The sequence below is a fragment of the Streptomyces capitiformicae genome (assembly GCF_002214185.1).
Classification (GTDB): domain Bacteria; phylum Actinomycetota; class Actinomycetes; order Streptomycetales; family Streptomycetaceae; genus Streptomyces; species Streptomyces capitiformicae.
Window position 1 is genome coordinate 4,756,132 of record NZ_CP022161.1, and the last position, 26,300, is coordinate 4,782,431.

Annotated in this window: 17 protein-coding genes and 4 pseudogenes; 10 read left to right on the forward strand and 11 right to left on the reverse strand. The window is 69.0% G+C overall.

Annotation, left to right across the window (positions count from 1 at the left end; translation table 11 throughout):
• The first annotated feature begins 90 nt into the window (after positions 1–90).
• Positions 91–237, forward strand: coding sequence for a transposase (locus CES90_RS21200; RefSeq protein ID WP_189781550.1), 147 nt, complete (start codon positions 91–93; stop codon positions 235–237).
• A gap of 625 nt (positions 238–862) precedes the next feature.
• Here CES90_RS21200 and CES90_RS21205 read toward each other — a convergent pair.
• Positions 863–1,339 (reverse strand): hypothetical protein, encoded by a 477-nt coding sequence (locus tag CES90_RS21205; RefSeq protein ID WP_189781551.1) that lies wholly within the window; start codon positions 1,337–1,339, stop codon positions 863–865.
• A 12-nt stretch (positions 1,340–1,351) separates the two neighbouring features.
• The gene (locus CES90_RS21210) at positions 1,352–2,503 is read right to left on the reverse strand and encodes a helix-turn-helix domain-containing protein (RefSeq protein WP_229913669.1); all 1,152 of its coding nucleotides are present in this window, start codon (positions 2,501–2,503) and stop codon (positions 1,352–1,354) included.
• 346 nt (positions 2,504–2,849) lie between these two features.
• Here CES90_RS21210 and CES90_RS21215 point away from each other — a divergent pair, with 346 nt between their 5' ends.
• The 7 genes and pseudogenes from CES90_RS21215 (at position 2,850) to CES90_RS21245 (ending at position 12,566) form a co-directional block, all read left to right on the forward strand.
• A complete protein-coding gene (locus tag CES90_RS21215; RefSeq protein WP_189781553.1) occupies positions 2,850–3,350 on the forward strand; it encodes an ATP-binding protein in 501 nt (166 codons plus the stop codon).
• A gap of 22 nt (positions 3,351–3,372) precedes the next feature.
• Positions 3,373–3,684 carry a putative ATP-grasp-modified RiPP gene (tgmA, locus tag CES90_RS21220; RefSeq protein ID WP_189781554.1) on the forward strand — a complete coding sequence of 104 codons (312 nt, stop codon included), beginning with the start codon at positions 3,373–3,375 and terminating at the stop codon, positions 3,682–3,684.
• 5 nt (positions 3,685–3,689) lie between these two features.
• A complete protein-coding gene (gene tgmB, locus CES90_RS21225; RefSeq protein ID WP_373313296.1) occupies positions 3,690–4,631 on the forward strand; it encodes an ATP-grasp ribosomal peptide maturase in 942 nt (313 codons plus the stop codon).
• Positions 4,628–5,752 (forward strand): ATP-grasp peptide maturase system methyltransferase, encoded by a 1,125-nt coding sequence (tgmC, locus tag CES90_RS21230; protein WP_189781556.1) that lies wholly within the window; start codon positions 4,628–4,630, stop codon positions 5,750–5,752. The genes tgmB and tgmC overlap by 4 nt, the downstream gene beginning before the upstream one ends.
• Positions 5,753–6,043: 291 nt before the next feature.
• Positions 6,044–7,426, forward strand: a complete 1,383-nt coding sequence (locus CES90_RS21235) for an alpha-amylase (RefSeq protein WP_189781557.1) — start codon at positions 6,044–6,046, stop codon at positions 7,424–7,426.
• Between the two features lie 121 nt (positions 7,427–7,547).
• Positions 7,548–10,796 (forward strand): annotated as a pseudogene (locus CES90_RS21240) (alpha-amylase family glycosyl hydrolase); the annotation flags it as partial.
• A 150-nt stretch (positions 10,797–10,946) separates the two neighbouring features.
• Positions 10,947–12,566 (forward strand): fused response regulator/phosphatase, encoded by a 1,620-nt coding sequence (locus CES90_RS21245; protein WP_189781558.1) that lies wholly within the window; start codon positions 10,947–10,949, stop codon positions 12,564–12,566.
• Positions 12,567–12,594: 28 nt separating this feature from the next.
• On the opposite strand, the pseudogene CES90_RS49740 reads toward CES90_RS21245, so the two are convergent.
• A pseudogene (locus CES90_RS49740) lies at positions 12,595–12,843 on the reverse strand (SAM-dependent methyltransferase); the annotation flags it as partial.
• A 691-nt stretch (positions 12,844–13,534) separates the two neighbouring features.
• Positions 13,535–13,735, reverse strand: a pseudogene (locus CES90_RS21250) (IS110 family transposase); the annotation flags it as partial.
• A 586-nt stretch (positions 13,736–14,321) separates the two neighbouring features.
• On the opposite strand from CES90_RS21250, the gene CES90_RS21255 reads away from it, so the two are divergent.
• Positions 14,322–14,678 (forward strand): 5-carboxymethyl-2-hydroxymuconate Delta-isomerase, encoded by a 357-nt coding sequence (locus tag CES90_RS21255; RefSeq protein WP_189781559.1) that lies wholly within the window; start codon positions 14,322–14,324, stop codon positions 14,676–14,678.
• Here CES90_RS21255 and CES90_RS21260 read toward each other — a convergent pair.
• From CES90_RS21260 to CES90_RS21270, 3 genes are all read right to left on the reverse strand, one after another.
• Positions 14,657–15,331 (reverse strand): TetR/AcrR family transcriptional regulator, encoded by a 675-nt coding sequence (locus CES90_RS21260; RefSeq protein WP_189781560.1) that lies wholly within the window; start codon positions 15,329–15,331, stop codon positions 14,657–14,659. The genes CES90_RS21255 and CES90_RS21260 overlap by 22 nt on opposite strands.
• A gap of 102 nt (positions 15,332–15,433) precedes the next feature.
• Positions 15,434–17,356 (reverse strand): hypothetical protein, encoded by a 1,923-nt coding sequence (locus CES90_RS21265; RefSeq protein ID WP_189781561.1) that lies wholly within the window; start codon positions 17,354–17,356, stop codon positions 15,434–15,436.
• 234 nt (positions 17,357–17,590) lie between these two features.
• Positions 17,591–20,722 (reverse strand): alpha-N-acetylglucosaminidase, encoded by a 3,132-nt coding sequence (locus CES90_RS21270; RefSeq protein ID WP_189781562.1) that lies wholly within the window; start codon positions 20,720–20,722, stop codon positions 17,591–17,593.
• 117 nt (positions 20,723–20,839) lie between these two features.
• Between CES90_RS21270 and CES90_RS21275 the strand changes: the two genes are divergently transcribed.
• Entirely contained in the window at positions 20,840–21,304 is a 465-nt protein-coding gene (locus CES90_RS21275; protein ID WP_189781563.1) for a hypothetical protein, read from the forward strand.
• 76 nt (positions 21,305–21,380) lie between these two features.
• On the opposite strand, the gene CES90_RS21280 is transcribed toward CES90_RS21275, so the two are convergent.
• The 4 genes and pseudogenes from CES90_RS21280 to CES90_RS21295 all read right to left on the reverse strand — a co-directional run bounded on the left by CES90_RS21280 (position 21,381) and on the right by CES90_RS21295 (position 26,285).
• Entirely contained in the window at positions 21,381–22,961 is a 1,581-nt protein-coding gene (locus CES90_RS21280; RefSeq protein ID WP_189781564.1) for a DUF1996 domain-containing protein, read from the reverse strand.
• A 315-nt stretch (positions 22,962–23,276) separates the two neighbouring features.
• Complete coding sequence (locus CES90_RS21285; protein WP_189781565.1) at positions 23,277–24,281, reverse strand: NAD-dependent epimerase/dehydratase family protein; 1,005 nt, start codon at positions 24,279–24,281, stop codon at positions 23,277–23,279.
• Positions 24,282–24,386: 105 nt separating this feature from the next.
• Positions 24,387–24,963: pseudogene (locus CES90_RS21290) on the reverse strand (winged helix-turn-helix domain-containing protein).
• Positions 24,964–25,316: 353 nt separating this feature from the next.
• Positions 25,317–26,285, reverse strand: coding sequence for a DUF6891 domain-containing protein (locus CES90_RS21295; protein ID WP_189781566.1), 969 nt, complete (start codon positions 26,283–26,285; stop codon positions 25,317–25,319).
• Between the last annotated feature and the right edge of the window lie 15 nt (positions 26,286–26,300).

A 26,300-nucleotide genomic window follows, 5' to 3' on the forward strand; every position in this document is an offset into this window, starting at 1 on the left:
AGGCCGTCACTGGGCTACTGCAGTTATGGCGCTTCTGATGGCTCGTGCTGGGGTGGTTGGATCAGCGCTTGCACTCGACAAAGGCGTCTCATGGTGCGGCCACATGGGCTCACGGACGCGCAGTGGCAGAAGATCGAGCCGTTATTGCCCGCCAACGGCAAGCTCGGCGGGCAGTGGGCCGATCACCGCAGGGTGATCAACGGGGTGTTGTTCCCGGCCCGTACGGGTGCGCCCTAGCCGGATCTGCCCGAGGTACGGGCCCCCGGCGGACCACTTACGAGCGGCATCGCCGCCGGTCGGCGGACGGTACTGGTGGTGGATCCTGACGAGTTACAGATTGAGGCTGACACCGCCGACCCTGGCGTTGGCGTTGGCGTTGGCGTTGGCGTTGGCCAAGGCTGTCGCGCAGGAGAGCGGACAGCGCATACAGAAGGGGCGGTGAACATCGACTCCACTTCCTATTCCTACCGGGCTCACCAGCATGCGGAGGGGGCCCGTCGCCAGCCCTCGCGCGACTTCCCGCGAAAGGGAGCTGGTGCGTGTGTGGAGGCCGAGGGCCGGGAGGGGCTGAGGCGCTCACGGGGTGGACTGACCAGCGAGGTCCACATGCTGTCCGATGCTCGGGCCCCCGCTGGCCTGGCAGACGTCCGCTGGAGTGCGCATTGTCACCGCGGACCCGGTCTGGAGGGCGGCGCGGTCGGCCGGGGGCCGCGCCGCCGGATGGTTCACGAGCGCACCAGATCGAGCGGGAATAGGGGGTCTGGGACCGTATGCTGCTCACCGATCTCGGGTCGAGGGTTGCACATGACAGGGCAGCCCAGGCATTGGAAAATGGACCGCTCCCATATACGGGGGCGGTCTTCTACTCGCGCGTCGCCCCCTCCGGCCACAACACGTGCACCGGGACCCCGTTCTGCTGGGCATAGGACACCACGTCGGCGGTGCCGCCGTAGCCCCATGCCGGTTTGCCGTCCCATACGGCGAGTAGTTCGTCGGACAGGCCGACGAGGATCTCGCTGCCTGCCATGTGAGCCTGAGAATCTGAGGCTGTCATGTCGGTGTGGTGTACCTCTGTCGCGTGGCGCAGCAGGTCGTCATAGACCGGCCAGTGAGCTTCGGGCAGGTTCTTGCGGTATTGCTCGGCGGGTACTACGACTTCCAGGCTTCCCCCGTGCTTGAGTACCGCCTCCGCAAACCATGAATCCGGACCGTCGGCGATGCAGGAGATGCCGATCAACTCGGTTGGGTTCAAGTCGCGAATGGCTTCTTCGAGGAGTTGACGGACCTGCCGCTCGACTTCTCGGCTTAGCCCGCGATGGCCGGTGATCCCTACTCGCATGGACTGCTCCTCCTACAGGTAGACGCCGTGAAGGCGTTCATCGAAGTCACGGACCACCTTGGGTGGTGATGTCAGGGACAGGGATCGGCGTACCGCGCGTGAGCGTTCTACGATTCGGCCGGAGCGGTACTGGAGACCTGTATCCAGCGCTCTGGACGCCAGGGCGAAGGCGGCCTCGATTCTTCCGGCCGCGAGGTGGCCGGCGGCCAAGTCCAGGACAAGCAAGGCCCGTTGTTTCGCGTGGCCGGAGGTCAGCGCTGCGATGTCATCGTTGAGGACCCAGTCCGCGAGGCCCAAGCGGGCGCCGCAGGTGACACGGCATGAGGCCACCTTGTTCGCGTCGAACTGGAAGACCCATGGCCATGGTGGCGGATCTTCGTGCCTGATCTTCTCCGCCACGGCCCTGCTCCGCGTCAGTGCTCGGTCAGTGGCACGCTCGTCGCGACTCGCCGCATGGGCCAGCGCTTCGACGGAGCACAGCCATGCATCAGCCACTGCCGGCCGTTGCTCGCCCAGATATCGCCGTGCACTGCGCGCGAGGTTGAGTGCCTGTGCACCGTTCCCTGCGTGCGCTTCGAACTGCGCCAGGCTGCCTGCTTGATATGCCGCGAGCAGCTGATCCTGTGCGGCGCGCGCCGCCCGGATCGCCGAGCCGTACCAAGAGCGTGCCGACCCGTAGTCGCCCATGTCCCAGGCCAGCCACGCCGCCAGACTCGCTGCCTCACTACCTACGGCAGCCAACCGGGGACGTTGTCCGTCATCGGCGACGTCCCGCGTCACGTTTTGGATCAGCCGGATGTGTGCATGGACAGCCTCGGCGAGATCACGTGACGGCGTCGAGCTGTCGAGTCTGCGATATGTTGCGGTGTTCAGCCGGAGGGCTGCTGCCTGGTTTCCCGTAGCGTCCCCGTTCGCGGCAATGCTCAGTATTGGGCTGGTCGCCGTCGCGGCCACACCACCTAGAAATGCACGTCGCTCCACTTGCTCAAATCCATTTCGCACCGTGCGTTGTTCGGCCAGTCCGACCATCCGGAGGGGGATGCCGAGATGGGCTGCTACCGCAGCCAGGGTGTCCCTGCTGTATGAACCAGTCCCGCGCTTCTCCAGTCGGGAGATCGCTGATTGCGAGAGCCCGCATGCCTCGCCCAACTGCTTCTGAGTCATGCGAGCTTCCTTCCGAACCAGCTCGATGACCCTTCCGTAGTCGCCTCTGCGAGACGCGTCGCTGATCGCCGGCGACTGCCAGTTCATCGGCTTCTCCCCACGCTACGAGCCTCGACCCACAATGCCACGAATCCGTACTCGTACCCGCACGGTGCATATCCGCATGCAAGTACCGCGTCAGCTGATGTTCCCATGTGGATTCGGGGCGTTGACTGTCTGTCAGCCGCCGTGCGCAAGGGGCGGCAGCAACAGCCGCTGCACGTCTGGCGGTTGTCAGTTCCGAGGCCCTTTCCCTGATCTCCGTCGGGGCTGGAGTCGCAATTCCGACCGCAGAGGAGCAGTCCTCATGATCCGCCGAGCCCGGATTGCCGTAACTGGTGCCCCGTCCGCTGTCGCCTTCGCAAGAGACCGTGTCATAACGCAGATTCGGGCGTGGGGTGTGCGGCTTGGCGAAGAGGGACAGGAAGCGATCAAGCTTGTCGCTTCCGAGCTGATCACAAACGCTGTCGTCCATGCTTCGGGCCTCGTCACCGTGGGGCTCTACCTCAATTGGGAACGGCTGCTCTTGGTCGTCCACGACTGCAACCCCGCTCCGCCGAGGCCTCGGGTCACCACGGAGGACGACGAAGGCGGCCGCGGCCTGGTCCTCGTCGAGCTTCTCGCCGCACGGCATGGCTGGGAAGCGACGAAAAACGGCAAGAAGGTCTGGGCGGAGTTCGACGTACCAGTGCCCACGCCAACCGCACGCGTACACGTTGGGGCTCTCCGCGCTCGTATGCGTGCCGCGATCCCGTACGCCTTCGAGTACGTCATTCCGGAGCGCTGTGCACGAGTGCCCGGCTTGTGAACCACCTACCAAGGAGGCACCCATGTTCGCCCACTCGGATCGGCTCCCCAGCGGGACGCCACTGCCGAATGGCATCAGTACCCCCACACCGTGGGGTCTGCGGCGCATGGCGCCGTACCCGGCCTTTGCGCCTTCGTACGCCCGTGTCGAACTGGAGCCGGTGACACAGACCGGGCGCTACTTCGACGCTGCCGGGCAGGTCATGGAGATGCCCGGACACGGGACCAGTACGGGCACCAACCCCGCGACCAACACCGGCAATCCCTCCGACGGTGCTGGTCCCGGTGGTGGCGGTGGCGGGGACCAGGACACGGGGAACGATAGCGACCAGTGAGTGACATGGGTTCGGTGCTGGTCGTCACCAATCTGGACGACCCCACGACCGACCTGGTGATTGAAGAACTGCACGGCCGGGGTGTCCCGGTCGTGCGGTTCGACTCCGGGGACTTCCCGAGCACCCTGTCGTTCGCGGCCACTATCACGTCGTACGGGATGGAGGGGGCGCTGACCACGCCAACGCGTACGGCGGACCTGTCGCGAGTTCGATCTCTGTACTACCGCAGGCCCTCCGGGCTCACGTTCCCCCATCTGGACCATCAGACGGCCCGCTTCGCTGTTACACAGGCCCGTTACGGCCTCGGGGGCGTCATGGCTGCGCTGCCCGGTTGCCTGTACGTCAACCACCCGCATCGCATCGGCGACGCCGAGTTCAAGCCGTCCGGGCTTGCCGCCGCAGCCGCCTGCGGATTCCGGCTTCCGCCCACCCTGGTCACTTCTGACCCTGATGCCGCTCGCGCTTTCATCAAGGCCCACGGGTCCGTGATCTACAAACCGCTGTCCACTCCGCTGTACCGGATCGACGGCGTCTCCTGCACGGTGGAGGCACGAGAGGTCACTGCGGACGAGATCGACGACGCGGTGGCCGGTACCGCTCATCTCTTTCAGCAGCGGATCGACAAGACCGGTGACGTGCGTGTGACCGTCATCGGCGATCAGGTGTTCTGCATCCGCATCGACTCGGATCTCCTGGACTGGCGTACCGACTACTCGCGGCTCCGGTACAGCGTGGTGGAACCACCGTCAGGCATCTCCGAAGCCCTACGCGCCTATCTCGATCACTTCAGGCTTGTCTTCGGTGCTTTCGACTTCGCGGTGGACCGCCAGGGGCAATGGTGGTTCCTGGAGTGCAACCCCTCCGGGCAGTGGACGTGGCTGGAACCGGAGACCGGGCTGCCGATGGTGGCGGCGATGGCAGACCTCCTGGAGAGGAAGACGGGATGAATGACAAGGAGCTGAGGGTACGGCTCGTCGAGCGACTGGCCGACAGTGGACATCTGCGCACGATGCCATGGCGGGAGGCCGTGTCTGCCGTGCCGCGTCACGAGTTCCTGCGCGGGGGTTTCTTCCAGCAGGTTGACGGCTCGACGCCTACGGCATGGGCGCCGGTCATGCCGGACGATCCGCGGTGGCTGGAGGGGTGTTATGAGGACGCCTCCTTGGTGACGCAGATCGCCGGGACGATCGTGCCCGGGGATATTCGTGGGGAGATCATGCGCGCTCCCACCTCGTCGAGCACCATGCCCGGCCTCGTCGTGCGCATGCTCGAAGACCTCGAAGTCGATGACGGCCACCGGGTCCTGGAAATCGGCACGGGTACTGGATACTCCACAGCCCTCATGTGCCACCGACTCGGCGACGACATGGTGACGTCCGTCGAGGTCGACGAGAGCGTGTCGACCCGTGCCCGTATCGCGTTGGGGCAGTGCGGGTTCACACCGAACCTGATCGTCGGCGATGGCCTTGCCGGGTACAAGGACGGGGCGCCTTATGACCGGGTGATCGCCACCTGTGGACTCCTCACCGTCCCAGGCGAGTTGATCGAGCAGACTCGCCCCGGCGGGACCATCCTCGTCACGCTCTGCGGATGGCTGTACGCATCCGAACTGGCCCGCCTCACCGTCCACGAAGACGGCACCGCATCCGGTCGGTTCCTCGGCGGACAGATCTCCTTCATGCTTGCCCGGCCGCAACTGCCGCCTCCGCTCGGATTGCTCCCCGATCTCGACGAGGGCGACGAACATCCCGCATTGATCGGTGCCGATGTGATCAACGACTGGAACACCCGGTTCGTCGCGCAACTCGCCGCCCCGGGCGCCCAGCACGTCAGCCTGAACCGCGACGACCGCACAGAGCACCTCTTCCTCGACGTCGACAGCGGCGCATGGGCCGTACTTTGGGGGAAAGGGGGCCAGTGGACGGCCCGGCAGGGCGGACCGTCCCGCATCTGGGACGCCATCGAGGCGCGCGTCAGCCGGTGGCGCGCTGCCGGGGCACCGCCGGTGGAGCGGTTCCAGATCGTGGTCAACGCCGATCGCCCGTCGATCACCTGGCCCGGCGGCTGAAGGCTCCCGTCGTAAGACCTTTCTCCTGTTTTTAGATGGCCTGCAACCCATGCCGGTTGCAGGCCCTTCGTCATCACTGCGTCTCGTCGTAGCAGGTAACACCGCCTCAACTCCCCTTCTCCTGAAGAGATTTCGCGTGCATGAAGAAGGTGTGTCCAAAGGGTTGACCGGTCAACAAGTGGGCTCGTACCTTCCTGTCGGTTGAAAATTTTCAGCCATCTTGCAGCAAGAATCGGCAACCGATCTTGCCTGAACCCTCACTGGAACCCCTTCAATGGAGAAGGACCCCACATGGCCAGCAGAACCCTCTCCGGTGCGCTCGCGCTCGCCGCGGCCGCGTCGATCGCGCTCGTCGTCCCCGCCGGCAGCGCGTACGCCTCCCCGCCCGGCGCCAAGGACGTCACCGCCGTCCTGTTCGAGTGGAACTTCGCCTCGGTCGCCAAGGAGTGCACCAACACCCTCGGGCCGAACGGCTACGGGTACGTCCAGGTCTCCCCGCCGGCCGAGCACATACAGGGCTCGCAATGGTGGACCTCGTACCAGCCCGTCAGCTACAAGATCGCCGGACGCCTCGGTGACGCCACCGCTTTCAAGAGCATGGTCGACACGTGTCACGCGACCGGCGTCAAGGTCGTCGTCGACACGGTCATCAATCACATGTCCGCAGGCAGTGGGACCGGCACCGGCGGCTCGTCGTACACGAAGTACAACTACCCCGGCCTGTACTCGTCGTTCGACTTCGACGACTGCACGGCCACCATCAGCGACTACACCAACCGCACGAACGTCCAGAACTGCGAGCTCGTGGGGCTCGCCGATCTGGACACCGGCGAGGACTACGTCCGCTCGGCCATCGCCGGGTACATGAACAGCCTCCTCGGCTACGGCGTCGACGGCTTCCGTATCGACGCGGCCAAGCACATCCTGGCCGCCGACCTGGCCAACATCAAGTCCCGCCTCAGCAACACCTCGGTCTACTGGAAGCAGGAGGCCATCTACGGCAGTGGTGAGGCCGTGCAGCCGAGTGAGTACACGGGGAACGGCGACGTGCAGGAGTTCCGTTACGCCTTCGACCTCAAGCGGGTCTTCAACAACGAGAACCTTGCCTATCTGAAGAACTACGGCGAGGGCTGGGGCTACATGAGCAGTGGCGTCTCCGGGGTCTTCGTCGACAACCACGACACCGAGCGCAATGGCAGCACCTTGAACTACATGGACGGCGCCAACTACACGCTCGCCAACGTCTTCATGCTCGCCTACCCGTACGGCGCCCCCGACATCAACTCCGGCTACGAGTTCTCCTCCATCGACGCCGGCCCACCCAACGGCGGTACCGTCAGCGCCTGTTGGCAGGACGGCTGGAAGTGCCAGCACGCCTGGCCGGAGATCATGCGCATGGTCGCCTTCCGCAACGCCACCCGGGGCGAAGCCGTCACCAACTGGTGGGACAACGGCGCCGACGCCATCGCCTTTGGACGTGGCAGCAAGGGCTACGTCGCCATCAACCACGAGTCGAGCAGCCTCAGCCGTACGTACCAGACGTCCCTTCCGGCCGGCGCGTACTGCAACGTGCAGAACAACACGACGGTGACCGTGAACAGTTCGGGTCAGTTCACCGCAACCCTCGGCGCCAACACGGCCCTGGCGATCTATGCGGGGAAGTCCAGCTGCTGAGCCCGACACCAGCTGAAAGTACTTTCCGTTACTTTCAAGCCTCTTGCTGAAAAGCTTTCGGCGGCGATACGGTCGCGCGGGGTCGGACCCGAAGAGCCGTACACCGCAAGGAGTCCACGTCTTGATACCGAGATGGCCGGTGCCGTCGAGCCGCCGTACCGCCCACGCTGGACGAGTGGCCGCAGTCACCGTGACCGCGCTGACCGCGGCGCTCGTCCAGCCCCTGGCCGCCGGAGCCGCGACCCCGCCCGCACCCCCGTCCGACGCGGAGCTGGCCGCCGAGCCCGCCCGTCACGACCTCACCCGGGAGCAGTTCTACTTCGTCCTGCCGGACCGTTTCGCCAACGGTGACAAGGCCAACGACAAGGGCGGACTGACCGGCTCGCGCCTCGCCACCGGGTACGACCCCACCGACAAGGGCTTCTACCAGGGCGGCGACCTCAAGGGCCTGACCAACCGGCTCGACTACATCAAGGGCCTGGGCACCACGGCCCTCTGGCTCGCGCCCCTCTTCAAGAACCAGCCCGTCCAGGGCACCGGCGAGAACGCCTCCGCCGGCTACCACGGGTACTGGATCACCGACTTCACCCAGGTCGATCCGCACTTCGGGACGAACAAGGACCTGGAGACCCTTATCTCCAAGGCGCACGCCAAGGGCATGAAAGTCTTCTTCGACGTCATCACCAACCACACCGCCGATGTCGTCGACTACGAGGAGAAGTCCTATGACTATCTGTCGAAGGGGGCCTTCCCTTACCTGACGCAGGACGGTGAGCCCTTCGACGACGCCGACTACGCCGACGGGACCAAGACCTTCCCGAAGGTCGACCGGGACTCCTTCCCGCGTACACCCGTCGTCCCGGCCGCGAAGAAGGACCTCAAGGTCCCCTCCTGGCTCAACGACCCCACGATGTACCACAACCGGGGCGACTCCACCTGGGCCGGTGAGTCCGCCACGTACGGCGACTTCGTCGGGCTCGACGACCTGTGGACCGAGCGTCCCGAGGTCGTCGAGGGCATGGAGAAGATCTACAAGAGGTGGGTCAGGGACTTCGACATCGACGGCTTCCGGATCGACACCGTGAAGCACGTCAACACCGAGTTCTGGAACCAGTGGGCCACCGCCCTCGACGCGTACGCGGCGAAGAAGGGCCGCGACGACTTCTTCATGTTCGGCGAGGTCTACTCGGCGGACACGTCCGTCACCTCCCCGTACGTCACCCAGGGCCGACTCGACTCCACGCTGGACTTCCCCTTCCAGGACGCGGCACGCTCGTACGCCTCCCAGGGCGGCAGTGCGCGGAAGCTGGCCGCCGTCTTCGGGGACGACTACAAGTACACGACCGACAAGGCCAACGCGTACGAGCAGGTCACCTTCCTCGGCAACCACGACATGGGCCGGATCGGGACCTTCCTCAAGCAGGACGACCCGAAGGCCACCGATGCCGAACTGCTCGCCAAGGACAAGCTCGCCAACGAACTGATGTTCATCAGCCGGGGCAACCCCGTCGTCTACTACGGCGACGAGCAGGGCTTCACCGGCGCGGGCGGCGACAAGGACGCCCGCCAGACGCTGTTCGCCTCCAAGGTCGCCGACTATCTCGACGACGACCAGCTCGGCACCGACCGCACCCACGCCACGGACGCGTACGACACGAGTGCGCCGCTCTACAAGCAGATCAGTGCTCTCGCCAAGCTCCGCAAGGCCAACCCCGCCCTCGCCGACGGCGTCCAGACCGAGCGTTACGCGGAAGACGGCGCGGGCATCTACGCCTTCTCCCGCACCGACGCCAAGACCGGCACCGAGTACGTCGTCGCCTTCAACAACGCGGACGACGCCAAGGCGGCGACGTTCGCGACCGGTTCGGCAGGGATGACCTTCAAGGGGGTCTACGGCACGACCACGAAGGTGAAGAGTGACTCGGATCGGAGGGTGACCGTCACCGTCCCGGCCGGCTCGGCGATCGTCCTCAAGGCCACCGGCAAGCTCGCCCGGCCCGCCACCAAACCGTCCGTCACCCTCAAGGCCCCGGCCGCCGGCGCCACCGGCACCGTCGACATCACCGCCGATCTCGACGGCGGACAGCTCAACCGCGTCGTCTTCGCCGCCCAGATCGGCAACGGCAAGTGGCGGACCCTCGGCTCCGCCGACCACGCTCCGTACCAGGTCACCCAGACCATCGGCGAGCACGTACCGGCCGGAACCGCCCTGCGGTACAAGGCAGTTGTGATCGACTCGGCCGGACGTACGGCGAGCGCCACGGCCACCTCCACCACCGGCACCCCGCCCGCCCCCGAGCTCCCGACCGCCTCCTCGCGCGACTACGCGATCGTCCACTACAAGCGCGCGGACGGCGACTACACCGACTGGCGGCTGTACGCGTGGGGCGACATCGCCGACGGCGAGGGGACGACCTGGCCAGAAGGGCACGACTTCATCGGCCGTGACGCGTACGGCGCCTTCGCCTACGTCAAGCTCAAGCCCGGCGCCTCGAACGTCGGTTACCTCGTCATCGACAAGGACGGCAACAAGGACGTCTCCGCCGACCGTTCGATCGACGTGACGAAGACGGGCGAGATCTGGGTCGAGCAGGGCAAGGAAGCCGTACTGACGGAGAAGCCCGACTACCCCGCCCAGGACACGTCCAAGGCCGTCCTCCACTACCATCGCGCCGACGGGAACCACGACGGCTGGGGCCTGCACGTCTGGACCGGCGCCGCCAACCCGACCGACTGGTCGAAGCCCCTGGAGCCGGTGCGGACCGATGCCTATGGCGCGGTCTTCGAAGTGCCGCTCAGGGACGGTGCCACCAGCCTCAGCTACATCATCCACAAGGGCGACGAGAAGGACCTCTCCAGCGATCAGTCACTCGACCTCAAGGCCAATGGCCACGAGGTGTGGCTGCTCGGCGGCCAGGAGAAGTACCTGCTCCCGCAGCCGACCGGTTCCGCCGCCCTCGATCTGACCACCTCCCAGGCGATCTGGATCGACCGCGACACCCTCGCCTGGAACGGCAACGACACCGCCGCCTCCACTCAACTCCTCTCGTCCCGCACCGGCTCGATCAAGGTCACGAACGGCACCCTCACCAGCACCGACGAGCGCTGGCTTCGCCTCACCAGGTCGACCCTCACCGACGCCCAGAAGGCCAAGTACCCGCACCTGGCGTCGTACACCGCCTGGACCGTCGACCCACGCGACCGCGACCGGGTCCGCGAGGCCCTGCGCGGCCAACTCGTCGCCTCCCAGCGCGCCGCCAACGGGGCGGTCCTCGCGGCGACGGGCGTGGACTCTACCGTCAGGAACGCGTCGTACGAAGCGGAATCGGCCACGTTCGCCGTTCCGGGGCGGACCGTGGCGGTATTCGCACGATCCGACCGGTAGGGCGCTAACTTGTTGGGTGGTGCAGGTGGGAGAGGGCCTGCGCCACCCTGCGCCACCCGAGCCGCCAGGCCAGGGACAAGCCGTAGTGTCCCCGTTCCCCGTTCCCGGGCATCCCGCGAGAGCCTCATGAGTCTCATGGCCGACGAAGCAAGCACCACGGTCCTGGTGGTCGACGACGCGGCCGCCAGCCGTTACGCGATGGGCGCGGTGCTGCGCCGGGCCGGGCACAACGTCGTCCCCGTCGCCAGCGCCCGCGAGGCGCTCACCGAACTCGACCTGCGGCTGCGCTCGGGAGCCCTGCCCGACGTGGCCCTCGTCGACGTCGGCCTGCCCGACATGAGCGGCTTCGAACTCTGCCGCCTCCTCAAGGCCCAGCCCCCGATGGCCGCCCTGCCCGTGGTCCACTTCTCCGCGGCGGCCGTCGCCCCCAGCGACCGCTGCCGGGGACTGGACGCGGGCGGCGAGGCCTATCTGACGGTGCCCGCCGAACCCGAGGAGATCCAGGCGGTCGTACGGGCCGCCGTGCGCGGCGCCCGGATGCGCAACGACGCCGAGGCCCTCGTACAGCGGCTCACGCTCCTGTCCGAGACCATCGTCGACGTCCAGGCCGCCCGCACCCTGGAGGAGCTGGCCGGCGCCGCCGCCGAGGGGGCCGCCCGGCTCACCCGGTCGCCCGCCGCCGTGTTCGTGCTCGGCGAGGACGGCGACCTGTACAGCGGCACCTCCCGGGCCAGGGCCCGCACCACCCTCCCCGACGCCGGCGCGCACGAGGCCGTGGCCCGGCTCATCCGGCGCCTCACCGACGGCAACCTTGGGCCGCACGACACCGTCGTCCCCGCGCCCCTGTGGCCGCCGGGCTTCTTCCGGCCCGGCGTCACCGAGGACGCCCGTCTGGTGCTGGCCCGCACCGAGGGCGGCGCCCCCGTGTGCGTCGCCACGCCCGTGGGCGGTATACGCACCGCGTCGGCCGACACCGCCGGGCTCGTCGCCCGGCTCGCCCAGGCCACCGCGCTGGCCGCGCAGCCGCTGCTCATGTACCAGGTCGAGCGCCATGTCGCGCTCACCCTCCAGCACAGCTTCCTGCCCAAGCGGGTGCCGGAGTTCCCCGGCCTCGAAGTCGTCGTCCGCTATGTGCCGGCCTCCCGGCAGACCGAGATCGGCGGAGACTTCTACGCGGCCGTCTCCACCCCCGACGGCATCCTCACCGCCGTCGGCGACGTCGTCGGACACTCGCTGGAGGCGGCCACCGTGATGGTCGAGATCCGGCACGCCCTGCGCGCGTACGCGGTGGAGGACGCCGACCCGGCGGAGGTCGCGCGGCGGCTCGACCGGATGCTCCAGCACTACCACCCCGACGTCACCGCCACGGTCTGTCTCGCCCTGGTGGAGCCGGACAGCGGGCGCGTCCGGATCGCCAACGCGGGCCACATACCGCCGCTCATCGTCCATGAGGCCGGTGGCGCCGAGTATGTGCAGGCCGCCGGGCCGCTCCTCGGGCTCGGCCTCGAACGGCCCGAGCCGACGGAGAGGGTGCTCGGGCCGACCGACCGGCTCCTCATGGTCACCGACGGGCTCATCGAGACCCGGGGGATCGACCTGTCGTTCTCCCTGGAGCAGCTGCGGGCCGCCGCGACGGACGCCCCGCTGGGGATGGACTCGCTGTGCGACACACTGCTGCACTGCTTCGGGCGGGACCGGGAGGACGACATCGCGATGTTGGCGTTGCGGCTGCGGTTAGACATCTCAGGGTGCTAGGACACGGGGTGGTCACCATATCCGTGTTTGGGGACACATCGATGCCGAATGCAGAAACCCCGGGTCCGGCCATGTGCGCCGTCACTCTTCCGGGTCCGCAGCCCAGGTCCGCGACCGGTCCTCGGTCAGATGCCTGCACCAGCTCGGCGAAGGCGATCAGCATCGAGCGAGAGAGGTAGTCCAGCTCAGACGGCGTCTTGACGAGGGCGACGTAGTCGTGGGCCACGGTGTCGTATGACTCCCGGACCGCAGCGAGGTACGGCCGTTCTTGAGTTATCTCAGGGGCGGTTGACGAGATCCCGACCGATCATCGCGATCGGTCGGGATCTTTGTCGTTTTTCGGGGTCCGTTCGAGCCTGTTCGGGGTGGTGGATGGCGGCGGTCGGTAGGTTTCGTCGTGTTGCTGTCCTGGCCCGTCGCGTTGAGCGCATCCCGGCCAGCCCCGGGGTGCCGGGGTAGGTGACCACGAGTGGTCTCCACCCGCGCCGGAGTCGAGACGTCCTCCCCGATCGCGGCAGCGTTCTTCTTCGCCTTTTATCGCCTGCCCAGCGGTGGCCAGCAACGACAGCATCCGCCGCCGCCCCTCTTCCCAACCAAGCGGCCCCACCGGCCCCGGCGGCGTTTCGGAGACTGCTGGGCGCCAGCCTCTTCAGACCCCGGCGTGGGTGGATCTGCCGCTTCGCCCGCTTGCGGGACGTCGGGGGCTTCAGGGGCGCCTGGCGTCCCGATGTCTGCAGGTAGGGACTCCAGCGTCTCCTGCACCTGCCAGAGCCTCACCACACGGTAGGAGCCGCAGCCACAAGATCGCACGAGCTGTCCGTCACCGACCGCAAAGGACAACTTGCTCAGCGACTACGCCACCGCCTGGCTCGGATACATCGACGGCGCGATCGAGCGGGCGCTCGTCACGGCGAGCCGGATTCGGGTGCAGCTGGCGGGGCGCACTGCGTCCTAGTTGTGAGTACTCAGGACGTCGGCGCTGCCCGATGCGGGCTGTCGCCGTGTTCGGCCAGGAGGGCCAGGAGGGCCAGGAGCTTGCTGTAGCCGGCCGCGTCATCGCTAATGCGGGCCTTGGCGAGCAGGGTGCCGGTGTCGTCGACGAGGGCGACGTCGTGGTGACGCTCCGCCCAGTCGATGCCACAGAACACGGTCAAGCTGTCCTCCCAGATCCAGCCCATTTGTGCAAGTCACGAGTACATGCGGGTCACGCGGCGCCCTGATCCCAGGACTCTTCGGTCCGCCATCTCAGTAGCCGTTCGCGACACCAGCGCACCCCAGGGGCTCGATCTGTCTGCAGAGCTCACGGCTCGCGGATGGAACAAGAGGTCGACCCTGGGGCGGGCTCGCGCCGTGACGATCAACGTCCGGCCGGCCACCGCGAGTTTCGCGGTGATCACGGAGACGCCGGGCTGTGCCGCTCTTGACAGAGGCCTCGAAGGGCCCGGGGAAACGAAGGCATCAGCCCGGCGCTCGCGTCATCACCGCGAAGCACGGACAGTGGCGGACTCCGTGACGGTGGCGAAGGCGCCGGGCCTCGCCGCTCTAACCGGAGGCCTCGCGGGCCAGGTTGACTTCAGGCGTTGCCCGACACCCACGTCACCGCACGGAACCCACCTGGGTGGACAGCGGCACCAGTCTCAGAGCGGGTCTCAAGGACCGGAGAGGGCCAAGGCGTACCGCTGTCCGTCGTAAGCCGCTCGCCGGGCCTTGCGGGCGCCGGTCCGAGCCGCTTACACCCTGGATTAGGGTGACCTCATGCCGCAGATCACTGTTGATTACTCCTCTGTCCTTACTGATGGCTTCGACCGGGCCGGCTTCGCTCGGGCCCTGCACGAGGAAGTCGTACGGACGGCTGCCGCGAAGCCGGAAGCGTGCAAGACGCAGTTCCGGGCGACCGAGGGCACCACGGTCGGTCCCGACGTGACAGGGCACGCGATCGTGCACGTCTCGCTCGGGCTGCTCGCGGGGCGGACCGATGAGACCAAGGTGACGCTGACCGAGAACGTGCTCGGGCTGCTTCGGGAGTACGTGAAGGTGGGGGAGGGGCTGGCGCTGCATGCGTCGGCGGAGGTGCGGGACCTTGATCCCTCCTACCGGAAGTTCGACGCGTAGCCCTGATCGTCAGCGATCGTCTCGTCAGACACCATTCTGCGAAGTATCGCCGCCATCTCCTTGTCGTACGCGGCGCTCACGGTCATCAGGGACGCGAAGTCGTGGACCAGCTTGGTCTCCAGCTCCTCCCTCGGGATGCGGCGGCCCTCCAGCCAGATCAGGGCCGCCGACTCGACGAGGGAGATCCAGGAGCGGACGACGAGTTCCAGGCGGGCCGGTGGGTTCGTGACGTCGAGGTGCGTAAGGATCTGGACATACGCGGCCTGGCGTACGCCGTCGATGAGGGTGTTCGTACGGGAGGAGCCGACCCCCGGGCCGCCGCGCAGCAGGGCGGAGAAACCCGGGCCGTGGTCGTCGACGAAGTCGAAGTAGCGGCGCATGACGCGCAGCAGGCGCGCGCCCAGCGGACCCTCGCGGGGCTCGACGAAACGGTCCGCGAGATCCTCGGCGGCGCGCTTCAACGCGGCCTCGTACAGGCTGAGTTTGCCCGGGAAGTAGTGGTAGACGAGCGGCCGTGAGATACCGGCCGCCGTCGCTATCTCGTCGATCGAGACCTCATCGGGCGAGCGGCTGCTGAAGAGTTCGAGGGCGACGCCGATCAACTGCTGCCGCCGCTCCTCCACACCCATCCTGCGGCGCACACCGGTAGCCATGCGAACACTTTACCGATTGATTCCGGCCTCTCATGGCCGATCGAGCAGGGGCGTGCAGAGGCCGTGGTGTGCAGAGGCCGTGGTGTTCAGAGGCCGTGGTGTTCAGAGGCCGTTGATCTCCCGGCCGTTCGCCAAGGTGCCCTTCAACTCCGCCCGTACGCCGTCCTCGGCGGGTACGGCCAGCAGGTTGCCCGGGGACGAGCCGTTCACGCCGCCGGTCAGTTCGAGGGAAACGGTGTCCTTGCTGCCGGCGGCGAGCAGGTAGGAGTCGCCCGTCGCGGACTTCCACGGGGCGGCGGCCAGGACGTGGGGTGCGGTGGGACCGCAGGTCGGAACGTCGTCGGCGGTCGCGGTCACGTAGGCGCCGCGGGCGGTGCGGAACTGGGCCAGTACCCGTGTCCCCGCGCCCCGCCAGGTCTCGGCCCGGGTGCACACCCAGTCGGCGTTGCCGCTCGCGTCGGGCAGCGGTTGCCGGGCGAACTGCCAGGCGTTCACCGTGCGTACGCCCTGCGACCGCACGGCGGCCAGCGAGCAGGCGAAGGGCGCCCAGGTGGCCGGCGCGCCGGTGGCCTCCCGGCCAGGGGAGGAGGACGGGCGTCCGGCGGTGAGATGCGCCGGGGTCACCTCGGACAGGTCGGTCAGCAGCCGCGTGCGTCCCGCGGCGTCGGTCAGCTGGAGCACCTCCCACGACGTGCACGCGCCGGTACGCACCGCCGGACTCGCGAACGGCTCCGTCACCCCGTCCTTCGACAGCGCGAGCGCCGACACCTCGCCCGTGGGCCGCGTCAGATCCCGTACGGCCGCCTCGCGCACCCAAGGGGCCGTCAGATAGCGGACGTTGCCGTCGGTCCGGCCCACCACGAGGGCGCTCGCGCCGGCGCCGGTCGCGCCGTCGGCCCGGGTCAGGTCGAGGGCGGCGACGGTGGTGCCATCGAGGGGTTCGGCGTAGCGGGCGACGCGGAAACCGTCGTACGCCATGACCACGCGGACGTTGTCGACCTTGCCGGCGTAGAGCAGTTGGGGCGGGCCGGGCGGAGGGCCGGCGGGGGTGCCGAGGGTCACGGAGACCTGGACGGACTCGCCGGGGCGGGCCCATACGGCGAGGGCGCGCCGGAGCAGTGCCTTGTCGGCGGTGAGGTCGCCGCGCGCGGGCCAGGTCGAGAAGTCGGTGCGGCCGGTCGCCTGCCAGGCGGTGGCCGCCGCCGTCGTCAACCTGCCCGGGTCCAGGGCGGCTTGGGCTGCCGGGTTGCGGGCGTATGGGGGTGCCGCCGCGTCGTCGGGGCCCCACGCGTCCCCGGGCAGCCCGAGGACCGCCCCGCACACGACCAGTGCGGCCGTGCCGGCCAGCGCGGCCCGCACATGCTGGCGGCGGCGCATCAGATCGGTCGGGCGGGCGTGCAGCGAACACGGGTCGAACTCGGGGGAGGCCAGCAGGGCGTACAGCTGCGACGGCACGGAGTTCGCCTCCGTCAGCGCGGCCGCCGGGTCCTCGACGCCGGCCTCCTCCAGCAGGGTCCTGGTCGCCGGGTCGGGGAGCTTCTCCAGGCCGCGCAGTACGTAGGCGGCGCGGGCAGGGGAGGAGAGGGCCGACAGGCGCTGGTCCAGGGCGAGTTCGTCGGCGCCGCCCGAGCGGGGGAACAGGCGCAGCCCCCACACCTGCGGCAGCAGGGGCGGCAACTGCGACCGCTTCGGCCAGGACTTGCGGCGCGGGGGGAGGCCCGCCTCCAGCGCGGTGCGCACGACCTGGAGGCGGATGTAGGCGTAACCCGGGTTGCGCTCCCGGCCCGTCGCCTGCGCCGGGATCAGGGACGTCGTCGTGCGGCCCCTCGGCAGTGCGCGCTGCGTGAGCGAGTGAGCCGTCAGCACGCGGCGGTTGCGGCCCAGCGTCGGGGGCAGCGTGAGGTACGCGAGGCGGACCAGGCGAGGGTAGTGCTCGACGAGCGCGGCCTCGGCCTGCTCGACGTCCACCGCCGACTCCTGGACGCGGGAAGGTGCGGGGCGCGGGGCGACATCCTGTGACTGCACGTTCAGCAGAACGAGCGAATGGTCCGATGGTCACCTTGCCGCTCCGCTCGGGTGGGGCGGGGCGCCCAGTAGCTCGGGGGTGCGGTTTGTATGGCGGGTGCGGGTGCGGGTGCGGGTGCGGGTGCGGGTGCGGGTGCGGGTGCGGGTGCGGGTGGGTGGGTGGGGGCTTGTCGCGCAGTTCCCCGCGCCCCTGAAGGGGCGCGGTGCACCCGCCGACGTTCAGGCACCCCCGAGCTACTGGGCGACCATCCACCTACTGAACTCGACCGTCCCCCGCGCCCCGCTGCCCCCATTCGTCGCACTCATGAACAGCCCCACGTCCTGCGCCCCGGCAGCCGCCCCCGGCACGCTCACGGACGCCACCACCCGCCAGCTCGCGCCCTCGTCCGTGGAGCACTCACCCGTGTACGCCCCGGCCCCCGTCCGCGTCAGCCGCAGCATCACCGGCGCCTTGATCCCCGTGATCCGGCGGTACGTGTCCAGCGTCCCGTCCCCCGTGCTGTCGTAGGACAGGACCACCCCGTTCGCCGGAGTGACGGCGAGATTCAGGAAGCCCGGCGAACCGGCCGTGCCGAGCCTGTTGCGCACGATGATCCCGGCCCGCGCCCAGTTCCCCGTCGCGGCCTGCGCGTCGACGCGGAGGGTCGCCGAGACCCCGTCGGCCAGGGCCCCCGCCCGGTACGCGGTGCCGAACTCCGTCGTGCCCCGCCAGAGGTCCGCCCCTGCCCCGTCGATCGCGAGACGATCGCCCAACTGACCGAAGACGGCACCGTTGTTCGTGTACGTACGCCACTTTGCGTCCAACGGCCCCGCCTCGAACAGCGTCCCGTCGAAGCGGCCGTTCACCCGGTCCTCGCCGCGCGGCCCGTACTGGACGGTGATCGTGTAGGGGAGCGGGCGCAGAGGGCGGTCCAGCGGGGCCCCGGGGGCATCGGCGCGCCAGCGGACCGTGCCCGAGCCGGCGGCCGGGACGGTCGCGATCGACGTCGGGCCGTCCGGTTCGGCCGTACCGTCGAAACCGGTGAGGGCGAAATCCACCCGCCCTGTCGCCCGCAGCCCGTTCACATTCCGGAACTCCGCCGACACCCGCGCGCTTCCGCCGGGCGGCATCACCGGCGGTTCGGCCGTGACGGTCAGGTTCCCCTGGTACGGCGCCCGCGCCAGCACATCCCGCACTCGCACCGCCGACCCGTACGCGTCCCCCACCGGCCGCAGCGGATAGTCCTTCCGCTCCCGGGTCCACGGCTCCTCGAACGCGAACCAGTCCACGGCCGCCGGAGCGGTCCCGGTGGCGAGCGCGTCCTCCAGGCTGTCGAGCCACTTCTGCCAGCGCGGGACGTAGAAGTCGGCCATGAGGCCGTTCCACTCCCGGTTGCCGTACTCGTGGAGGTCGCCGGTGTCGGACGTGGCCCGCCCGCCCCACACCGTGATCAGGACCTTCGCCGTGCGTTCGAACTCCGCCCGCTCGGCGTCGTTCGTGGCGAGCAGCCGCGCGTCGTTCAGCCACGGGCCCAGCAGGAACGCGGCGTTCGCGCCCGTGACCTCGTCCGACAGCCGCATCAGCCGCAGCCAGAGGGTGGACAGGGCGCGGAAGGTCTCCAGGTCCCCCCGCTGGTACGCCGCCCGCAGCTGCGGCAGGTACTGGCGGCTGCGATGCGCGAGCGCCTGCCGCGCCACATCCACCACGTCGTACCGGTAGGCCGCGTTGCCCCGCAGCCCGCCGGCCACCCCCAGCAGCCCGGCGAGGGCCGCGTCGAAGCGCCCGGGGTCGTACGTCAGCGTGCGCGGCGCGTACTCGGCGGCGCGGTTGGCGGCGAGGTGGGGGCGGGCGCAGAAGAGGGAGTCGTGGGGGTCGCTGCGTTCGACGGCCTGCTGCTGGTACGCGGTGTCGTGCAGCGCCCGCCACGCCTTGCGCGCCGAGTCGTCGCGGCCGCCGTAACGGAAGTCCGCGTACGACGAGAACCAGGCCGCCCGGTCGAGCTTCGCCGGGCTCCACGCCAGTTCGGAGAAGAGCTCGAAGGCGGCCGGGTCCCGGTCCGTGGCCTCCGGCATGAACGCCGTACCGGCCAGCGCGCTGTCCGCCTTGTCCCGCCAGGCGAAGAACTTCTCGTTCCAGAGGTGCGCACGGGCCCCGATCGTCGTCCGGCCGCCGAAGTTGGGGATCGTGCCGAAGCAGTACGGGGTGCCGCCCCAGTCGCGTTCGCGGTCGGTGACGCTCGTGTAGCGGTCGGAGACGCCGTCGACGATCAGCATCCTGGACTTGTCGATGGCGTCGAGGAGTTCGGGCAGCGGGTTCTCCTGCCAGCCGAGGATCACCCAGGTGGCGCCGGGGTGAGCCTTCTGCAAGGCCCGTTCCACGCCCCGCGCCGCCTCCGGGACGGGTACGTCACCCGCCGTGCCGCCCTCGTGGAGCAGGTCCATCTTGAAGTGGGCCGCCTCCCCGAACACGTCCTCCGTGTGGGCGTAGAACGAGGTGGCGACCTTCGCGAAGGAGTCGGAGCGCGGATCCAGCCAGTCGGGGCGTTCGAATCCGTGCCAGATGCCCTGCGGGACGACGTGCGCGTCACCGCCGTTGCGCTCCACGAACTCCTTGGGGACGTGGCCGTAGTAGCCGGGCAGGACGGGGGACATGCCCAGCTCGCGCAGCCGGTCGGCGATACGGCGGCCCAGCGCGGCCCGGCGTGCGATCAGCTCGGGGGAGAGCGGGCCGCCGTAGCCGGAGAGGTTCTGCAGCAGCCACCACGGCTGGTGCGAGGGGGCGGGGAGCCAGGCGCGGGACTCCTCGTCGGAGTAGCCGAAGTCCTTCAGCAGCCGGTGGTACACGGCCTCCATGCCCGCGATGACGAGGACCTCGTTGCAGCCGTGCGCGGCCAGGAGGTCGATCTGGTGTTCCCAGTACGGCCAGTCCGCGTACGGGGCGGTGTAGCCGTCGTTGGTGTCGTTGAGGGCGAAGCGGTGGGGGAGGGCCGTCGATCTCTCCAGGGGCCGGGCGGGCGCGGGGAGCCGGCGCGGGAGGTCCAGTTGGCTGCCGTTCCAGGCGAGATGGGCGCCGCAGACGTACTTCAGGTACCAGTGCACGCCCATGAGCAGCGTGGCCGGTGTCGTGGCCCGCACCTCGATGCGCCCGGTGCCGCCGGTGACCCGGAAACGGTCGGTCGTACCCTGCCTCTTGACGAGAGTGAGCCGGAACTGGTCGGCGTGGGCGGGCAGCAGCCGATTGAGCGCTGCGCGCGCGGGAGCCGTATCGAAGGCAGGGCCCTGGCCGGGGCTCTCAGCGGCGTGGACCGGGACCGTCAGTCCCAGCGTGGTCCCGAGGCCGATGGCACCGGCCGAGCCCAGCACCGAGCGTCGCGACGGAGAGTTCATGACTGTGTGCTCCCTGTGTCGACAGATGCGGCACGCTAACCGGACCGACGCCTGTGCTCAACGGTGCGTACGGAGCTGGCGAGTTCATGTCGCCGGAATGGACCGGAGGTACGACAGATGAAGATGACCCACGAGAGGCCTGCGGTGCGCCGGCTCGCCCTGAGCGCGGCCGGTGCGGCCGCCGCCCTGCTGGTGCTGACGGGCTGCGGGTCGGGCTCGGCCGACGAGGGGGAGGCGATCCCCAAGACGGCCACCGGCACCCTGGAGTCCATCGCGGGCGAGGTCGGCTGCAAGCCGGAGGTGCAGACGGACGAGGACACGATCCGTCAGGCCCTCTGCACGAACACCGACGGCGACTTCGACGGCAAGTTCGTCCTCGCGACCTTCGCCACCGACCGCGGTCAGGCGGAGTGGCTCGCCAGTGCCAAGGACTACGGCGGCTACTACCTCGTCGGCCGCAAATGGGTCGCCATCGGCAAGGAGAAGACGGTCGCCGGGCTGCAGGGCACGCTCGGCGGGGAAATGCAGGAGGGGTCCGAGCACATGAACCCCGGTGGCAGCCACAACAGCCACAAGGGTTGACCGGGCGGTTCGGGAACAAGCGGAAGCCGGCGGTGGGAGATCTCCCACCGCCGGCTTCCTGGTTACTGCTTCAGGACTACTGGCAGTCCTGGCCGCTGTTGATGCAGTCGACCATCTGGTTCATCGTGTTCTCGTCGAAGAAGTTGATGAAGTCGTTGTGGTCGGTGATCGGCTTGTGCAGCTCGGTCGGGAAGCCGTCCACCGCGAACGGGTTCACGACCTGTCCGTTCTGGATCTGCGGGGCCGGAACGTCGTAGACCAGACGGGCCTGGAGCTGGGGGATGGCCTGGAAACCGTTGGCACAGCTGCCGTCCGCCTCGACGAAGTCCACGTGGGTGCGGTGGTTGGCGCTGTCGATGTTCTGGCCGTCCCAGCAGCTCTGGAAGAAGGACGTCCGTACCACGGAGCTGCCCTCGGGGCAGATCGGGTACTTGTCCGTCAGCTGCCGGTCCTCGAAGCCGGTGCAACTCCAGTTGGTGTTGGCGTTGGCGAGGCCGTTGTTGAAGGCCTTGGCGTCACCGGTGATGATGCGCAGGGCCTGCGGCATCGCGACGACATCGCTCTTCTTGTTGCCGACGAACTTCAGCTCGGCCTGGCTGGCTTCGAGGATCCTGCCGATGTTGCCTTCCGCACCGCCACCGAGGTCGTTCGCGTCGAACTCCTGCGTACCGTCCTGCAGACGCAGCACCGGCCAGTAGTACGACGACTTGTCGCCCTGGTTCTGGCAGCTGGTGTTGGCCTGGAGGAACTGCTGGTCGCTGGTGAAGGCGTTGTTGTTCTGGTTGCCGACGTAGTCGTGCGTGTGCTGCGCGCCGTTGTCGACACCCGGAGCGACGATGATGTTGTCCGAGTTGTGGTTGTCGTTCCCGTTGGTGCCGCAGCTCGTGGTGAAGGTGCCCGTCGAACCGGAGTTCCCGTTCGCGGCGAGCCCGTTTCCGTTCACACCCTTCGGGCCGCCGTTGGGCTGGACGGTGGTGATGTCGACGAAGTCGTCCGCCACCGGCCCGTTGACGACCTGGCCGTTGCCGTTGCCGTTGCCGTTGCCGTTGCCGTTGTCCTGGCCCTGGTCCTGGCCGTTGTCCTGGCCCTGGTCCTGGCCGTTGTCCTGGCCCTGGTCCTGGCCCTGGTCCTGGCCGTTGTCCTGGCCCTGGCCGTCGCCGCCCTGGCCGCCACCGTTGTTGATCTGGTTCTGGTCGGCGACGCCCTGGCAGGCGGCAAGCTGGTCCATGCCCTGCGGAGCCTGGCCGCCCGCGCGCCGGATGTTGATGCCGATCCGGTCGATGGTGGCCGTCCGCTTGGACTTCAGGGGGCCGAGGATGGCGTTGTTGACGAAGCCGGCGTCGCCGGCCTGGGCCTGGCGGGTGTCCGCGAGGCGCATGTAGGCCTCGGTGATCTGCTGGTCCAGCAGTGCCAGCTCCTTGGCGACGCCCTGGCGCGCGCCCTCGGGCACGCTCGTCAGCTTCTGGCCGACGTCCGGGCAGTCGATGGTGGCCACCTGCGAGGAGGCCAGCGTGCTGTTCTGGTTGGACTTCGACTCGCCCGCTGAGGCGTAGAAGTTCGCCCAGACCAGCCCGCCGCCCGCGACCGCGAGCGCCGCGGATGCGGCAATGGCCCGAACGGCCAGCGGCGAACGTCGTTTGCGTGTGTTGCGTCCCATGGAACTCCTCTGACTTCCTTGCGGGGCATCGAGGCGCCCGACAGGAGTGAAGCGGCGCCATTCCATACGCAGGGAGTCCCAGGAGTGTTCAGACGACTCAGAAATTGGTGAGAGATTCGCGGAACAAACCGGTTTCAACGCACCACAAAACACGGCGAGTTGGTGATCCCCTACCGCGTGTGCGCGTTTCGGGGGCGCATGCGTGGCGTGCGTGGCTGCGGGCAGTCGTGCCGCTGGGGGCGGCACGGGCGGGCGCAGCGGCACCAGGCCGGCGCCGGTGAGCGAAACCCCGCCCGTGCTCAGCCCCGGCGCCGGTTACCGTCCCAACACCTTCGCCTCCAGCACCGGATCCACCCCCACCGCAGGCCGATCCGCCCGCTGTGGGGCAACCCCGCCCAACCCCTTCAACCACTCCCACGTATCCCGCACGGTCTCCTCAACCGTCCGACACCGAAGCCCGTCCCGCACGGCCCGGGACACATTCGCCGAGTGCAGCGCGTCGTGCAGTTCGCTCCCCGGCGGCACCCACACCGGCAACTGCGTCCACGGCTCGATCCCCGCTTCGAGCACCGACTCGGGCTCGACCCACCGCAGTTCCGCCGCCCCACCCGTCACCCGGACACATGCCTCCAGCAGCGCCCCCATGGTCGTGAGCCCCGCAGGCCCGACGACGTTGTATGCCCCGCTCAACTCCCGCTCGACCGCTCCGAGCACCCAGGACGCGAGGTCCCGGACATCCACGTACTGAAGCGGAAGCTCCCGCGGCCCCGGCGCCAACACCGGCCCGCCCCGGGCGACCCGGCCGAGCCACCACGGCAACCGCCCCACGTTCTCGTACGGCCCGAGGATCAGCCCCGCCCGTACAAGGAGCGAACGCTCGGCGCCGAACGCCCCGAGCACGGCGAGCTCCGCGCCCCGCTTGTCACGGGCGTAGTCCGTCTGCCCCACGTCCGCCGACGCGCCCTCCACCAGCGGCGCCCCCTCGTCGTACCCGGCGGCCGGCGGCCAGGCGTACACGGAGCAACTCGACACGTACACATACCGCTTGGCGCGCCCCCGCAGCAGCCGCGCCGCCTCGTGCACCGCTCGGGGCGCCGCGGACCAGGTGTCGACCACGGCGTCCCACGCGTCGCACACGTCGTCGCCGTCCAGGGCGGCGAGCCCGCCGGGCGCGGTGCGATCGCCGCGCACCGACCGCGCCCCGGAGGGCGCGGAGTGCCGGCCCCGGTTGAGGACCGTCACCTCCCAGCCGCGCCCCACCGCCGCCTCGACGACGGCTCGTCCCACGAACTCCGTACCACCCAGCACCAGAAGCCTCATACCGGTGACTGTGCACGGCCGGACCAGGGAACGAAACGGCGCTCTGCCGTCAGCAGAGGACGAATCAGCAGAGGACGAATCAGCAGAGCACGAATCAGCAGAGGATCAACGGCCCACCGGCGGCGCGTACTTGTACCCCACCCGCCGCACCGTCTGGATCGCCTGCCGGAACTCGGCCCCCAGCTTGCGGCGCAGCCGCGCGACGTGGACGTCGACCGTCCGCCCGTTCGCCCACATGCCCGTAGCCCCACACGGTGGTGACCAACTGGTCGCGGGTGTGCACCCGGTGGGGGTGGGTGACGAGATGCGCGAGCAACTCGAACTCCAGGTAGGTGAGATCGAGCGGTCGCCCGTCGACCTCGGCGGTGCTCCGCACGGTGTCGACGCGGACCAGCTCGTCCCCGGCGTCGCTGTCCCTGACGCCGACAGACCCGTCGGCCGGTACGAGGACCAGGTAGCCGATCATCGGCGGCCGGCCCGGCAGCGTGGGCAGGGTGTGCTGGGGAGCGGGCAGCCAGGTGGCACCCGGGGGCAGGAAGTCCGCCATGTCGACCACCTCCTCCCGCCCCACGGCACGGAGTCGATGCCGGGGGGAGTCCGTGGACGAGAGGGCGGCGGCCGACGCGGAGCCCTGGGCAGCGGTCAGCTGGGCGGTGGTCGAGAGGAAACGAGAGGTCGCCATGAGAGGTCAGCTCTTTCGCGCGAGAGGTCCGTCTGGGAGGCCTCGGCGGCCGAGTTCGTGGTCGGACCCACCGAGGGGACGTACGTCGTTCGCGCCGACCGAAGGCCGGGCCGGGGTGTGCGGCTGTACGGCTTTAGAGGGCCGGCGCGTTCATCGCGCGACAACACACCCGGTCGAAGTCGTGGTGCTGACGGGAAGGCCAGAACGGTTCGAGGTCATGGCGACCCGTCGCGCGGTACTCCCGGGTTCCGGCCATGGCCCCATTGAAGAGACCCGGATGCCCGACAGGAGCCCTCCTCCCACCACTTGGACGCCGCCGGCCCGGGACGCAGATGTGCGGATGTGTCGTGTCCTCAGCCGACCAGGCGCTTGCGCCAGTCCAGCGGGGTGACGGTGATGGCCCTCGTGGGGTCGCCGTCCCACTCCGTGGACAGTCCTTCCGCGGCGAGGGCCGCCACGACCTCGTGTCCGACGGTCGTCGTGGTGTCGGCGGACCCGTCGAATCCGCCGTACAGCAGCATCAGTCCGTGTCCGGCGGCGGCGCCCTCGGTGCACTGCGAGTGGAAGAACACGAACCCCCGCGCACCGTCGGCGCTTTCGGCGCCTATCTCGCTCGTACCGCAGTTGCGGCAGCAGGTGAAGTTCTCCCGGGCGGTGATGCCGTGTTCGGTCTGGAGCGTCTCGAAGGCGCGGGTGATCCGCTCGGGGTCGGTGATCCCCTCCCAGGTCTCCTGCTCGGTGAGCCGCTCGACCCACAGCCGGTCGACGAGCTCCCGGGCCTGCGCGCGGGAGACGGGCCGGTGGTCACCGTCGACCAGATACTCCTCGGCGGCCTCGCTCAGCTGGGTGCGGTCGCCGTACCCGCAGGCCAGCAGCTCCCGTACCCGCTCCTCGACCTCTTCCCGCACGTCCTTTGGGAGTTCCGGTACGTCCTCGGGGGCGTCGTGCTCGACGGGGGTCCACTCGATGCCGCTGTCCCAGTCCTCCGTCCGTCGTGCCCAGCCGGTCATGGCCTCGGCGACCCGCTCCCGGTCGGAGAGGACCGCTCCGAAGAACCGGTCGCGTCCCTCCCGGTGCTCCAGCTGGTACTCCCCGCTGCCCTCCTCGTGCCAGACCTGGATGAAGACATCCGGCACGTCCGGTATCCGCTGCGCGACCAGGAACCGGTCGCCGTCACCGCCGATCCGGCACACCAGCTCCCGCAGCCGCTCCGCCGAAACCCGGGCGTGCTTCTGCCAGTTCTCCGTCTCGATCTTGACGGCCAGCTCGGACGCATCGGATGTATCAGATGTACCGGTCGGGTCGCCCCCGTAGATCTTCATGCCCCCCACCATGAC